The organism is Candidatus Cloacimonadota bacterium (genome assembly GCA_012522635.1).
Lineage (GTDB): Bacteria > Cloacimonadota > Cloacimonadia > Cloacimonadales > Cloacimonadaceae > Syntrophosphaera.
On sequence record JAAYKA010000023.1, the window covers coordinates 61,538 to 74,650 of the forward strand.

The following is a 13,113-nucleotide window of genomic DNA, read 5'->3' on the forward strand; positions in this document are numbered from 1 at the left end:
TCGAATGTAACCGCGTATCAACCCGGGAACATCCCGATTCTTTGTCGGGATGATGATGGGAAAATCCCAAGTTATCAATGAGCCAGGGTCAAGGGCGATTCAAGTGTAAATCTATTCTTAAAATCTTTGGCCGAGAGTGAGGCTCCAATTCAGGGATTTTGTGTTTTGTTCCGGGTTGTTCGAAAAGCTTGTATTTTCAAAGCCCAAAGCCGTTCCAAGCGTGAGTTTTGACCATGGATAAGCGTCCAAACCAATAGACAATTGGGAACGCTGTTCACTCTGGCAGGCGCCGGTGGTGGTGGCGTGGCGATATTGGAGCCAGGGTAAGAGTTTTTCCCGGAAAAGGGAATAACTGAAGCGGGTTTGCCAGCCCTTGCTTTTGGTTTCCACGGTGACACATGAATCATATTCGCTTGAGAAAGCGTGTGAAACCGCGGCTTGGAACCTGAGCGGGATTTTTCCAAACTTACTCGCCAGATTGAAGTTAACGCTTTCGTTTCTGTTTTCAGGATTATCAGGCGCGAGGCTGCGACATGTGTAGCTTCTCCCCCGGCGGGTGTTCAGCTCAATCATCCAAGGGAGCCAATTCAGTTTGGGATTGTTGAAACCAACGCCAAAATTGGAGGAAGCGGATTTCCTGATGAAGGGGTCAAAGCTCATATCCGAAAAAGCCGGATTGGCTCGGTTGGATACATTGCTGGAAAACATTCCGCCTCGGAGGGTGAAGTATTTCAAGAGGCGTAGGGAGGCCTGGAAATTCCAATTCTTTTGGAGATTGGTTTCGGAGCGGGTGGAAAGGAGATTGTCCTTTTGCCAGTTGTAGCTTCCGGAGAGAAGAAAACCGCGTCCCAGATGGTAAAGGTCGGACACCGCAAAGGTTTGCGTGTCTTGTTGTTGTCCCCAGGTTCCCAGGGCGCGATATGCCGGCCCGGTGAAATTGGCGTTCATATCGAGGCTGTGGTTTCCAATGGTGCTGCGCAGCCAGGCTCGTCCCGCGCTGTTGTGTAAACCGGGAATCAGTGGCTCCATATTGCGGTTCACGATAAAGAGATTTTCGATGTCGGCGGGGTCGATGAGGTCAAAACCGCCAATGTAGTCGGAAATCTCATCAGAGGTCATGGGACCCTGCCAGATATTGCTGTTATAGAGGCTGGAGGCGATTTCCGCGCCAAAGCTGGTTTTGAGCTGGGGGATATTCACCTGGGTGTCGAAAGCCGCCACCAGATTGTCTTTGGGCGTAACCACGAACAGAGTGTCTCCGGAAACAGAATCGACCCTCATGAAATCCAGGGAATCCAGCGAGGCTATCTCGTCACGGTTTTGCGCCAGAGTGAAAGACATGGAAAGTCCGCGTAAGGGGCCCAGACGGAGTTTTCCGCCCTGCGCTTTTTGTTGGAAAGCGGTGGAATATTCGTGATTTCCGCCGGAAACCGTTTTGCGGGTCATGGTTCCGCTGGTGAGTTCCAGTGAAATATGTTCCCCGTAAAGGCTTCCATACCAGCCTCTGATGTTTTTCCCGCCAAAGGCGAGGGGGCTGAAATAGGGCGTCACATCACCCGCTCTCAAATCCAGGGAAGGCAGGCTGAAAGCCAGGGAATAGCGGTCAACTGGCTGGCGGTTATTGTCTTCCCGGCTGTGATGATAGCCGTGGAGACTGAGATTCAGCTTTTTGTAACTGGCGTGGACATCCGCCCAGCCGGCGTAGCTATTGGATTCGGAGTCTGGATTATGGAAATCTGCGGCGTAATTCAGGCTTCCCCTCAGATGGGGCAAGGATTTTTTCACCTTGTTTTCCACGTCCGTGACAAAGATTTTGGAAGTTAATTCATTGCCAAACTTGTCTTTGGCGGTGATTCTCGCGCTGTAAACCTCTTTAATCGGCCAGGCGTCCCTGTAGCTGAGAAGGTTTTCCGTGACAAGGGCTTTGGAGGTAACGTCTTTTCCGTTCACCCAAACCACGATGGAGCCAGGCATAATACGGTCTGCGATGTCGTGATATGCCACAGCGAGAACGTATTCTCCTTCCTGGGGGCCATAATCGTTGGTGGTTAATAACACAAAGCCCGCCAAACCGGGGTTTAGTTCCTCATAATCACTTGCCGGCCAGTCGGTTTCATGTTCAGAGAAGTCCACCCAATCATCCGAGCCAGCCGACCCCTCAGCTTCAGGGCTCGCCACTGCTTTGAGAAAAAATGGCTCCTGGTTCAAGCCCATGTCCGGATAAAAAACCGTTTCACCGCTGTGCAGTTCGAATTGAAACCAGTAGCGCAGGTCCTTATTTTGAAGCTCCACACTGGTAAGCTCAACTCTGTAAAAAGCTGTCCCCTCAAGGATTGATTCCATCTTTTTACTCATGAAAGTGGAACTGCCCAGAGGACCGAAACAAAGTTCGATATTCTTGATGGATTCTATGCCATCAATGATTTCCAGGGTGATGTCGACGTTGGTTTTGGGCTCATAGCTTTGCGGAGCCTGATGCTGGAATGTGAGCCCGAAAAGGGTGAGGTAGAGTGAGAAAAACAGGATAATATTCAGAATTCGTTTCATGGGGCGCCTCACCAAGTGAATTCCACGTTCAGGATTCTGCCCCATTCATCGGCGAGCGGGATGATAATCCGGTTTTTGGGGTGGCTGGAATGCGGTTGGATTCTGGCTTTTTCCTCCTCGGTGAGGTCGGAATCATTCATCCAGCGGGAGATGTATTCCCCCTCGGAAAGCATGTATGCCGTTTTGAGCTCCGGGACTGGGTTTGACTCGCCTTGCTCGGTGTGGATAACCGCTGTTCCGGAAAAAACAGTCAAGCGACCGTTGTTTCCCTTTTCATTTTTCAAAAGAAGCTCCGCGTTCGTGAAAAATATCTGGTTCTGGTCGAAGGAAAGTGAGATAATGCCCGTCTCATATTGATTTATCACGTGGATACTGCCTGCCAGGAGCTGGGCGTTTTTTTCCAGACCGTCGGATAGCTGTTCTGCCTTGAGTTTCACCCTGCTTTTTGAAAAGAGGAAGAGATTGGTCTCGCCATCCACGGTTTTAACGCTCATCTGGCCTTTGCCGCCGGTTCGGAGTTCGTCCCCATCCAGAAGAATCATGCCCGCCACCGCCCGGAGGTTTTTGTTATTGCGGCGAACCTTGTTGTAACCTTTGTTTTGGACGATGACCGCGATTCCGGAGGCGCTCAGAAAGCTTAGGGAAAGAAGGAACACAAAGAGGGCTAAAATCTTATTTTTCATGGTGTTCCTCACTCTTGAATCGTGACGCGGTATTTTTTATCGCTAAACATATCAATCAGGTCGGAAGCGCCACGTCCGCTGTAGCTTTTCCCCTGCCAAATCACTTCGCCAGTGGGTTTAAAGCCCTGGATGAACAGCGCTTCCAAATCCGCTTCGTCCAGGTTTCTGAGCTTGGTGATGATGCGCTCAGCGTGGTCTTCCTCGGCGCTGGGAGCGGTGTATTGGAAAAGGTTCCAAGCGCTCACGAGGTCGCCAGGTTCGGGGTCCTGCCAAATTCTGGATTGGGGATAATTATACTGCGGACCACGCGTCCACATCTGCCAGGCGTAGTAGTTTCCGGGTTTGAAGGGTAAAAACTCGCTGAACTGGTCGCCCAACACATCGGTTTGGAAAAAGCGGATGCCGGTCTGGGCGAGGTTTTCGGGACGAGGCGGAAGGTTTTCAGGAAATTCCAAAATGGTGAGAACGCGGCGGTTGTAGCCGGTAGCCACGATGTTCCAGATAAAATTCACGGGGTTTTCGTCCACTTTCACAGGCTGGGCTGGAGCCGGAGCTCCCGGGCTCAATAATGTGATAACGCCGTCGTTTTTGACCTCAAGGTCAAAGCTGGCGCTGGTGGCTGAATTCCAATCCTCAACCTCGCTTTGGGGCTTGGCAAAAACCCGGATGGTGAACACGCCATCGGGAAGATAGCCCGCTTCAATCGCGTCGCGGAGGATGGGATTGCTGCGTGAAAGCTGGGTCAGGGAAAAGTTGGAATTTCCCACGCGGGTGAAATGGGTCGAAGATTGGTTGGTGACCAAATCCCGGTTCGAAAGTGGCGGGAATTGTCCGCCCGCGGGAAGCGCTTCGTTGGAGATGAATTCCGCCGCGATGAGAGTCTCGGAAAGCCCGTTCCAGAGAAGCTCCACCTTCATTTGGACGCGGAAATTCCGGGGGCTTTCGTTGCGTATCCACAGCGTTGTGAGGCTTGGTTGTTGCCAAGGCGCGGCGGGGTCAAAACTTGCCGCTTTCAGGGATTTAACAGAAATCGACGCCGGTTGAAAATCCAGCCTCAAATCCGGTTCCACCGCCCACAGAACTACGGTCAGAAATGCCAGTAAGGGCAATAGAACCTTTTTCATTATTCCTCTTTATTTTTGTATTTATAATCATCTTAAAGCCAGGTTGACAATGGTTTTGGTAAGTTGGGGGAAATCGATGCCGATGGATTTTGCCGCCATCGGGGTCAGGCTCAGCGGGGTCATTCCCGGAAGGGTGTTCACCTCCAAAAACCAGGGTTGGCTTCCGTCATAGAGAAAATCGACCCTGGCGTAGCCTTTGAGGCCAAAGACATGCCAAAGCCGCTGGGCGTAGGTTTGCATCAACTGGGCGCTGGATTCCTCCACCGGAGCGGGAACGAGGTATTCCGTGCGACCCTTATTGTATTTGTTTTCATAGTCATACCAGCCGTCCAGGGGGCGGATTTCCACCAAGGGCAAGGCTTCCCCATCCAAAACCGTAACCGCGAATTCACGTCCCTTGATGAAACGCTCCAAAAGCGCGCTGTCGCTGAATTTCAGGGCGTGTTTCACCGCGGTTTTAAGGTCGGAAAGCTCCTCCACCTTGCTGATGCCAACGGAAGAGCCGCTGTCATTGGGTTTCACCATGATGGGCATGCCAAGTTTATCGGCGATTCCCTGTAAATCCTGAGGGTCATTGTAATCCTCAATCAAATCGCCTCGAAAAAGCAGCCAATCCGCCACGGGAACGCCTTCCTGGGCTGCCATCAGCTTGGAAACATATTTGTCCATGGTGAGCGCGCAGGCGGCGAATCCAGAGCCTGTATGGCGAAATCCCGCCAGTTCCAAAGCTGCCTGAAGCTGTCCATTTTCGCCTGAACCGCCGTGAAGACCGAGGAAAACCGCGCTGGGCGGGTCTTTTTCCATTTCGGCGACGATCTGGGCGAAGCTGCTGAAATCCGCCGGGTCCAGTTCATTAACCTCAAAGCCGGCTTCAATCAGGCCTTGAGCGATGGCGCTGCCGCTGATGAGCGAGATTTCCCGCTCGGGGGAATCACCACCTTTTAAAACCGTTATCTTTTGCATATATCCTCTTGGAACGAAGCGGGTTCCGCCTCATTTCCTAATCCTGAAAAATGGTGCCAGTTTCAGCCCCAAAGCCGCTTTGAACCGCGCCACATCCGGATAGTTCGCGCCACAAAAATCCAGGACATCGAATCTATCGCGAAGGCTTTCCACCATGAGATGATAGTGTAGTGCGCTGGCTCCCTTTTTCAGGTCTTGTGGTAAAGTGCTCATCATCACAGGGTAGGCTTGGCGGTCATTTTCACCGCCCAAAATGATGGTCGAACTTGCCAACCGCTCTTTATCCATCAGGTCAAATTGTATCAGGAGCCCAGCCTCGTGGAGTTTGCGCATCCACTCTCCAAATGCGGGATACGCCACGCCCAGACTTTTTTGTTTGCGGTCGTATAGTATTTTAACCATCTCCAAAAAGATGTCCGGGCGAAACTTTTCCTGAAGCCGATAGCCTTCGCTTTGGGCTTGGCGAAGCTTTCTGCGTTCATTACGGAAAAACGGAATCGGCAGCGAAAGGTCATGCGTGAAGGTGTAAAATGGAACCGCTTTGAGACCCTCCCAGATGAATCCTCTGGCGTCGAGGTTGTGGGGCGCCAGATTCAGTTGCAGCCGTCTGTAGCGGGATTTCAAAAACCGCGCCACTTCGGTCGAGATTTTGAGTTCATCCAAGAGATTCCGGTTTTCATCCCGTCTTTCATCCCAGAAAAACCACAGGCCCTGATAGTAGGCACTCATCGGGTGAATCAAACGGCGGATACCCAGCTTTTTTCTTTCGTAGAGCGGCATGGCAGCCACCAACTGCTCTCCCTTGTGACAGAGCAGGAGCCGGGCTTCAAGCTGGTGAAGCTCTCCCACGGCTTCCACAAAACGGGGGTCAATCCAAACCACAGGCTCTTTCAGCGTGGCCTGGGAACAATCCTGGAGGCTTAAATCATACATGGAATTACAGATGCCTCTTGAGGACGTTCATCATTTCTTCCAGGGTGAAAGGTTTTAAAATATAATCCGAAGAGCCGGGCTTCACCGCGTCGGAAACGCTCGTGATGCCGCGAAAGCCGGTCATAATGACGCAAAAAAGCCCGGGGTCAATCCGCTGGATTTTCCTCATCAGGACGATGGCGTTCCGCCCTCCAATCCCATGACCCAGTAACGCCAGCTTAAACTCTTGCTGGCGAACCAAATCCGGCGCTTCCTCATAATTCTCCGTCATCACGATATCCTGTCCAAATTGATGCACAAGCTCCCTAACGACCTCCCGCAGGAGGCGGTCGTCATCAACCATCAAAATATTGCTTCGCATCGTTTTGTCTTGTGGCTTGTCATTGAAGGAATTTCCCGCGCCATTTCAGCGCTGGACGGATTACTTCATCCCTCAAGGCAATTTCTGTAACCTCTCAAAATAGTCAACAAAAATTTCCCCACGGCCTTCGGTTCATGTCCAAAGGAAACTTATTTCAAAAAACTTCTCTTGAAAACCCCAACTCTTTATCCGACTTAATTTTGGCTTTAAAAACATAAGCGATACATAGGGCGGTTACCAAGAGAGGCCTGGTAACCTCTTATCATACCAATATGTTACGATTTCTAAAACCCATACTTTTCATGCTAAAATCCGAAAACCCGACCACCCAACAATGGCCACAAAACCGAGCCGCCCGGAAATTTATCACATTTGCATTGACTGAATATGGCATATATTATTTATGGAAACACTAACATTTAAGAGGTACACATGAGAGGAAAAGTTAAATGGTTTAACAAGAATAAAGGTTACGGCTTTATTATTACGGACGACAACAAGGAATATTTCGTCCACTGGAAATCCATTGTCACAAATTCCCCCCGGGAACTAAAAGTGCTGGAACAGGATGAAGTCGTAACTTTCGACCTGATGGAGACTGACAAGGGAACCCAAGCCATCAACATCATCCGAAGCGGCGATTGAAGCCAGACTTCGCCACCTAATTCACCAGGGGCTGAAGCGTTGAGCTTTTGCCCCTTATTTGCGTTTAAAAAACATGGCTTTTTTGCCCACAAACCTCGCTGAAGCCCGCGCCCGCGGCTGGGACGAACTGGATGTCATCATCATCAATGGAGACGCCTATGTGGACCATCCCAGCTTCGGCGCCGCCATCATCGGAAGACATCTGGAATCCGCCGGTTTCCGGGTCGGAATCATCCCCCAACCCAATCCCGACAAAGACGAGGATTTCCTCGCTCTCGGCTTGCCCCGGCTCTTTTTTGGAATCACAGGCGGGAACATGGATTCCATGGTTTCAAACTACACCGCTCAGCGCAAAAAACGGAACGACGACGCCTACAGTCCCGACGGAAAAGCAGGCTTACGTCCTGACCGCGCTGTTTTAATCTATGCCAACGCCCTCAAACGCCTCTGTAAAGACGTTCCCATCGTTTTGGGCGGAATCGAAGCCTCTCTGCGCCGGATTGCCCATTACGACTTTTGGCAAAACAAGGTTCGAGCCAGTATCCTCGCAGATTCCAAAGCCTCCCTCCTGGTTTACGGAATGGCTGAAAAAGCGATTTTGGAGATTGCCGAAAGCCTGAAAAACGGCGTCCCCATCAAGGAACTCACCCAAATCCGGGGAACCGTCGCTTTCAGTCCCCAGCCGCCCTCTGCCGAGGACATCGTTTTGCCCAACAACCTGGAAAGCGCGGACAAAGCCGTCTTCCGCCAGATGACCCTGACCTTTGAAAAAAACAAGGACAGCCACGCCATTTTCCAGATGAACGGTGGACGCTGGCTGCGCCACAATCCTCCCGCCGCGCCTCTCGAAACTCCGGAACTGGACGCCCTCGCCCTGCTTCCCTTCGAACACGCACCCCATCCGCGTTACGGAAACCAAAGAATCCCGGCTTTCGACCAAATCAGAGATTCCCTCACCTCCCATCGCGGCTGTTATGGCGGCTGTAATTTTTGCGCCATCGCTTCCCATCAGGGTCGAGCCATTCAATCCCGCAGCGCCGCCTCGCTGGTCAAAGAAGCCCAAAACCTTGCCCAAAAACGCGGAAAATCCATCACCATCACCGACGTCGGGGGTCCCACTGCGAACATGTATGCCTCGGTTTGCGAGCTCGGCTGGCCGGAAAGCTGTAAGCGCCCCTCCTGCCTTTTTCCGCGTCAGTGTCCCCGCCTCAAACCCGCTCATGGTGAACAACTCCGCCTCCTCGAAAGCATCGAAAAACTCCCCGGCGTCAACCACGTTTTCATCGCTTCCGGGGTTCGTCACGACCTCGCTTTGGCTCATCCGCCCTACATCAGCGCCCTGGCTTCCAAATATGCCGGAGGAAGGCTCAAACTGGCTCCCGAACACAGCGTCCCCTCGGTTTTAAAGCTGATGGGAAAGCCGGAAATCGATAGTTTTGAGGAGTTTTCCCGCCAGTTTTTCGGCGCCTGTCGCCAGAGCGGTTTAAGACGCCAAATCATTCCCTACATCATCATCGGCCATCCAGGAACCACCATCGACGACGCCCTCGAGCTGCGCCGCTGGCTGAAACGAAACCGCCTCATGGTGGAACAGGTCCAGGAATTCACCCCCACACCCATGACCCTCAGTACCTGTATGTATTACACGGGTTTGGATTGCGAAACCGGACGCCCCATCCACGTCCCCCAACCCGGCGAAATCAGGCGTCAAAAACAGCTCGCTCTTTGGCATCAAACCGGATGAAAAACCATTTTTACCCAGATAAAACAAAGCCCGGGATTTCCCCGGGCTCTTTTGTCAAATTGATGGTCGGGATGACAGGATTTGAACCTGCGACCACTTGAACCCCATTCAAGTACGCTAGCCGGACTGCGCTACATCCCGAGCCTGAAAACCCTTAAAAAATCACAGCCGTTTTTTGACAAGGAAAATTTGTGTTTGACAGCCCACCCAAACCTGAAACCATGGTTCCCAATGTCCATAAAACCGCGTCAAAGCGGCTTTTGGCAAAAACAAAAAAAATGAGGATAAACCGCGATGAGCCTAATCCGCGCTCTTGATTTAACGCTGGAATTCGGCGATAGAAAGATTATCAATGGCGCAAATTGCAGCCTGGAAAAAAACAGCCGTGTGGGTTTGATTGGAAGCAATGGCTCCGGAAAAACCACCCTCATCCGCCTGTTTTTGGGTCAGCTTTCCCCCAGTTCCGGCGAGGTTCTCCGCGCCAGAAACACCCATATAGCCTGGCTTCCCCAGGTTTTGAACCTCGACCCCGCCCTCTCGCTCATCGATTATGCCCGCGCTTCCCGTCCCGATTTGTCAAAGCTTTCCGCCCAAATCGAACGCCTCGCTCCCCTGGCCGACAAATCCCCCGAAACCCAGGCGGAGCTTGCCAAAGTGGTGGAAACCTACACCGCGCTCGGCGGCTATGAATTCGACAACGAACTCAAATATGTCCTCACTTCCCTGAACCTCCCCACCGAACTTTGGAACCGTTCCCTGGGCGGCTTCAGCGGCGGCGAACAAGCCCGTATCTGTCTGGCTGCCATTCTTTTAACCCCCCACGACCTTCTCATCTTGGACGAACCCACAAACCATCTCGACCTCGAAATGATTCGCTGGCTGGAAAACTATCTCCTCAAACAGGACAAACCCTTTCTCATCGTCTCTCACGACCGCCGTTTCCTGGACAATACCGTGAACACCATCTGGAGTCTGCGCGACGGTCAAATATCCATCACCAAAGGTAATTACAGCTCTTTCAAAGCCGCCGACGACATCGCCCGGCTCAGTCAACAACGCCAGTGGGAACGCCAACAAAAACAAATCGCCGAAACCAGCGCCTACATTCAGAAATTCATCGCCGGAACCCGCTCCGGTTCTGCCAAATCCCGCCAAAAGATGCTCGACAAGATGGAAGTCGTCGCCCAGCCCATCCATTCCAAACAGTTAAAACTCCACATCCAGGATTCCAAACGCAGTGGTAACGACGTTTTCACGCTCACCGACCTCAGTTTTGGAATCCCGCCCAGTCTCGAGCTCGCCAGAAACGTCAATCTCAAAGCCCACTATCAAGATAGAATCTGCGTTTTGGGGCCCAACGGCTGCGGAAAAACCACTCTCCTCAAAATCCTTTTGGGCGAACACGAAATCAGCTCCGGAAACCTCAAAATCGGCGCCAGCCTTGAGATTGGCTATTACGACCAACATCAGATCAATCTCGACCCCACCCTCAGCGTCATGGATACCATCTGGCGCCTGATTCCCAACGCTCCTCAGGGCGAGGTTTTATCCTGGCTCGCACGTTTCGGATTCCGCGGCGACGACACCGAGAAAAACGTCTCCGTTCTCAGCGGTGGTGAGCGTTCCCGGCTTTTTCTCTGCCAAATGCTTCATTCCAGCCCCAATCTTATGATTCTGGACGAGCCCACCAACCACCTGGACATCGAGATGGCGGACGCCCTCCTCGAAGCGCTCAAAGCCTTTCAGGGAACGGTTCTTTTCGTTTCTCACGACCGCTGGTTCATCGACAAGCTCACCCACAAATTTTGGGTTTTTGAGAAAGAGCCAAACGGCGAACACACCACCATCATTGACTTTGAAGGAAATCTCGACCAAGCCGCCCAGCTCAGTTTTGCGCGTCCCATCATCGAAAAAGCCGCTCCCGCCCCGCGTCCCCAGCGGAAAAAACGGGTCAACCCCCTCCACCTCGAACAGATTCACCAAAACATCGAAAAAGACTATCAAAAACTGGCGTTGATGAACGACGAACTCAAGGAAATCCACACCCAGCTCTCCGACTCTCAAACCTACTCCCAGCCTGGGCTTTTGGAAACCCTCCAAACGCGGATGGCGGCTCTGGAAAGCCAAATCGCCCAAATCGAGGCGGACATCTGCGAACAGGAAGACCACTATTTGAGCATAAGTTATGAAGAATAAAAGAGTTGGCTTCACCACTTCCTTCCCCGTGGAAGTCCTTTTCGCGGCGGGACACACCCCCATCGACCTCAACAATCTTTTCATCGGTGGAAATTCCGCCGAACACGCCCGGAACGCTGAATTGAAGGGCTTTCCGAGAACCATCTGCGCCTGGATAAAGGGGAATTTCGACACCGCTCTCCACGCCAATCTGGATGAAGTTGTCGCCATCGTCGTGGGAGACTGCGCGAACAGCGCCTCCCTCGCTTCCATGCTCACTTTGGAAGGTTTGCCGACCATCCCCTTCGCCTATCCGCCCCAGCGTTCCCGCGATGCTCTGGACGCCTCAATCAGCGAACTGGAACGGCTTTACGGCGTTACCCGCGCTCAAACTCAAAAAACCAAACAGCGGCTCGACCAAATCCGCCAAAAGCTCATCACTCTGGACGGTTGGACATGGAAAGAGCGCCTCGTAACCGGCGCGGAGAACCACCTTTGGCTGGTTTCCTCTTCCGATTTTAATGGCGACCCCGACCGCTTCGAAGAAGAACTGACCCGCTTCATGGAAATCGCCGCCCAGCGCGACCCCCTCCCCTCCGGTCCGCGCTGCGCCTATCTTGGCGTTCCTCCCATCCATCGCGACCTCTATCCCCGCATCGCGGAAACCGGCGCCGACGTCGTTTTCAACGAGGTTCAAAGACAATTTTCCATGCCTCATCTGGAGCCCGACATCGTTGACCAATATCTCGCATTTACCTATCCCTACAGCGTTTACGAGCGTTTGGACGACATCCTCCCCCAGCTCGAAAAACGCGGCGTGGACCTCGTCATCAGCTATACCCAATCCTTTTGCCATCTCCAAATCGACAATATTATTCTCAAGAAAAAGATTTCCCTCCCCTTTTTGACCCTGGAAGGTGATTGGCCGGAACCCCTGGACAACCGAACCCTCCTACGTTTGGAGAGCTTTTTCGAGGTTCACGGATGAAGAAGGTCTTGCTCGCCATGAGCGGTGGGATTGATTCCGCCGCTGCCGCCATTCTCCTTTTGGAAGCTGGGTTTCAGGTCATCGGCGCCACCATGCTGCTTTCCGGAAGCCGGTCTTACCAAGGTCAAAGCGGCTGTTTCGGACCCGGTGAAGCCCGGAGCCAGGCTGACTTACAACGCGTTTGCGAACATCTCAAAATCCCGCTTCATCCTCTCAATCTCGCCGCCGATTTCGACCGCCTCATCCTCGATTATTACCGCCAAAGTTATCTGGCGGGAACCACCCCAAACCCTTGTGTGGTCTGTAATAGCGCTCTCAAATTCGGACTTTTGCCCTTCCAACTCCGCGCTCTCGGCGTTGAACACGACTTTTTCGCCACCGGTCACTACGCCCGCCTCGAAACCGACTCTGATACAGGTCGCGTAAGGCTTTTCAAAGCCGCCGACCCCCGTAAGGACCAATCCTATTTCCTCTGCCTTTTGACCCAAAATCAGCTTCAAAACACCCTCCTACCCCTGGGCAAAATCCCTAAAACCCAGGTTCGAGAAATCGTTTCCCAAAGCGGGCTTAACTTTCTACTGGACAAAGCGGAAAGCCAGGATTTTGTCAATGAATCCGACCACCCCCTCCTGTTCGAAAATGACGATGAACAGCCCGGCGAACTCATCGGCCCCAACGGCGAAAAACTGGGAACCCACCGCGGACTTTCCCATTATACCATCGGCCAGCGCCGCCACATCGGAATCAGCGGAAAACCGGAACCCTGGTATGTCACCGCGCTCGACCACCGCCAAAACACGGTTCGCGTCGGTCCCCGCGAAGGCCTTTTCAGCCACAGCCTCATCGCCCATTCCGTGAATTGGGTCTCCATCCCCGCCATAAGCGCCGAAACCCGTGCCCAAACAAAGATTCGCCTCGCCCATGAACCTGCTCCCTCCACCCTGATTCCG

At 52.6% G+C, this 13,113-nt stretch carries 11 protein-coding genes and 1 tRNA gene; 5 read left to right on the top strand and 7 right to left on the bottom strand.

From position 1 onward, the window contains the following. Positions 1-117: 117 nt before the first annotated feature. Genes GX135_01440 through GX135_01465 form a run of 6 tightly spaced genes read right to left on the bottom strand, consistent with a single transcriptional unit; the run spans position 118 to position 6,611 of the window. Entirely contained in the window at positions 118-2,547 is a 2,430-nt protein-coding gene (locus GX135_01440; protein NLN84752.1) for a hypothetical protein, read from the bottom strand. Positions 2,548-2,555: 8 nt separating this feature from the next. Then, positions 2,556-3,230 carry a hypothetical protein gene (locus GX135_01445; protein NLN84753.1) on the bottom strand — a complete coding sequence of 225 codons (675 nt, stop codon included), beginning with the start codon at positions 3,228-3,230 and terminating at the stop codon, positions 2,556-2,558. 8 nt (positions 3,231-3,238) lie between these two features. Further along, positions 3,239-4,354: a hypothetical protein gene (locus tag GX135_01450; protein ID NLN84754.1), complete on the bottom strand. Its 1,116-nt coding sequence runs from the start codon at positions 4,352-4,354 to the stop codon at positions 3,239-3,241. Positions 4,355-4,381: 27 nt separating this feature from the next. Then, the gene (locus tag GX135_01455; GenBank protein ID NLN84755.1) at positions 4,382-5,317 is read right to left on the bottom strand and encodes a D-alanine--D-alanine ligase; all 936 of its coding nucleotides are present in this window, start codon (positions 5,315-5,317) and stop codon (positions 4,382-4,384) included. A 30-nt stretch (positions 5,318-5,347) separates the two neighbouring features. Beyond that, on the bottom strand, positions 5,348-6,250 hold the full coding sequence (locus GX135_01460; GenBank protein ID NLN84756.1) for a hypothetical protein: 903 nt from the start codon (positions 6,248-6,250) through the stop codon (positions 5,348-5,350). Positions 6,251-6,254: 4 nt separating this feature from the next. Beyond that, positions 6,255-6,611, bottom strand: a complete 357-nt coding sequence (locus GX135_01465) for a response regulator (protein ID NLN84757.1) — start codon at positions 6,609-6,611, stop codon at positions 6,255-6,257. A gap of 432 nt (positions 6,612-7,043) precedes the next feature. Here GX135_01465 and GX135_01470 point away from each other — a divergent pair, with 432 nt between their 5' ends. Continuing rightward, on the top strand, positions 7,044-7,256 hold the full coding sequence (locus tag GX135_01470; GenBank protein ID NLN84758.1) for a cold shock domain-containing protein: 213 nt from the start codon (positions 7,044-7,046) through the stop codon (positions 7,254-7,256). Positions 7,257-7,329: 73 nt separating this feature from the next. Beyond that, the gene (locus tag GX135_01475) at positions 7,330-9,000 is read left to right on the top strand and encodes a YgiQ family radical SAM protein (GenBank protein NLN84759.1); all 1,671 of its coding nucleotides are present in this window, start codon (positions 7,330-7,332) and stop codon (positions 8,998-9,000) included. A gap of 63 nt (positions 9,001-9,063) precedes the next feature. On the opposite strand, the gene GX135_01480 is transcribed toward GX135_01475, so the two are convergent. Beyond that, positions 9,064-9,141: transfer RNA gene (locus GX135_01480), tRNA-Pro, on the bottom strand. Between the two features lie 153 nt (positions 9,142-9,294). Here GX135_01480 and GX135_01485 point away from each other — a divergent pair. The 3 genes from GX135_01485 to mnmA form a co-directional block, all read left to right on the top strand. After that, positions 9,295-11,196: an ABC-F family ATP-binding cassette domain-containing protein gene (locus tag GX135_01485; GenBank protein ID NLN84760.1), complete on the top strand. Its 1,902-nt coding sequence runs from the start codon at positions 9,295-9,297 to the stop codon at positions 11,194-11,196. Further along, entirely contained in the window at positions 11,186-12,163 is a 978-nt protein-coding gene (locus GX135_01490; GenBank protein NLN84761.1) for a 2-hydroxyacyl-CoA dehydratase, read from the top strand. Before GX135_01485 ends, GX135_01490 begins: the two co-directional genes overlap by 11 nt. After that, the coding region (mnmA, locus tag GX135_01495) for a tRNA 2-thiouridine(34) synthase MnmA (protein ID NLN84762.1) at positions 12,160-13,113 on the top strand (954 nt) is incomplete at its 3' end. The genes GX135_01490 and mnmA, both read left to right, overlap by 4 nt.

Bases quoted from the DNA above. Each gene is read 5' to 3' on its own strand.
- GX135_01440 (NLN84752.1), bottom strand. From the start codon at position 2,547: ATGAAACGAATTCTGAATATTATCCTGTTTTTCTCACTCTACCTCACC.
- GX135_01445 (NLN84753.1), bottom strand. From the start codon at position 3,230: ATGAAAAATAAGATTTTAGCCCTCTTTGTGTTCCTTCTTTCCCTAAGC.
- GX135_01450 (NLN84754.1), bottom strand. From the start codon at position 4,354: ATGAAAAAGGTTCTATTGCCCTTACTGGCATTTCTGACCGTAGTTCTG.
- GX135_01455 (NLN84755.1), bottom strand. From the start codon at position 5,317: ATGCAAAAGATAACGGTTTTAAAAGGTGGTGATTCCCCCGAGCGGGAA.
- GX135_01460 (NLN84756.1), bottom strand. From the start codon at position 6,250: ATGTATGATTTAAGCCTCCAGGATTGTTCCCAGGCCACGCTGAAAGAG.
- GX135_01465 (NLN84757.1), bottom strand. From the start codon at position 6,611: ATGCGAAGCAATATTTTGATGGTTGATGACGACCGCCTCCTGCGGGAG.
- GX135_01470 (NLN84758.1), top strand. From the start codon at position 7,044: ATGAGAGGAAAAGTTAAATGGTTTAACAAGAATAAAGGTTACGGCTTT.
- GX135_01475 (NLN84759.1), top strand. From the start codon at position 7,330: ATGGCTTTTTTGCCCACAAACCTCGCTGAAGCCCGCGCCCGCGGCTGG.
- GX135_01485 (NLN84760.1), top strand. From the start codon at position 9,295: ATGAGCCTAATCCGCGCTCTTGATTTAACGCTGGAATTCGGCGATAGA.
- GX135_01490 (NLN84761.1), top strand. From the start codon at position 11,186: ATGAAGAATAAAAGAGTTGGCTTCACCACTTCCTTCCCCGTGGAAGTC.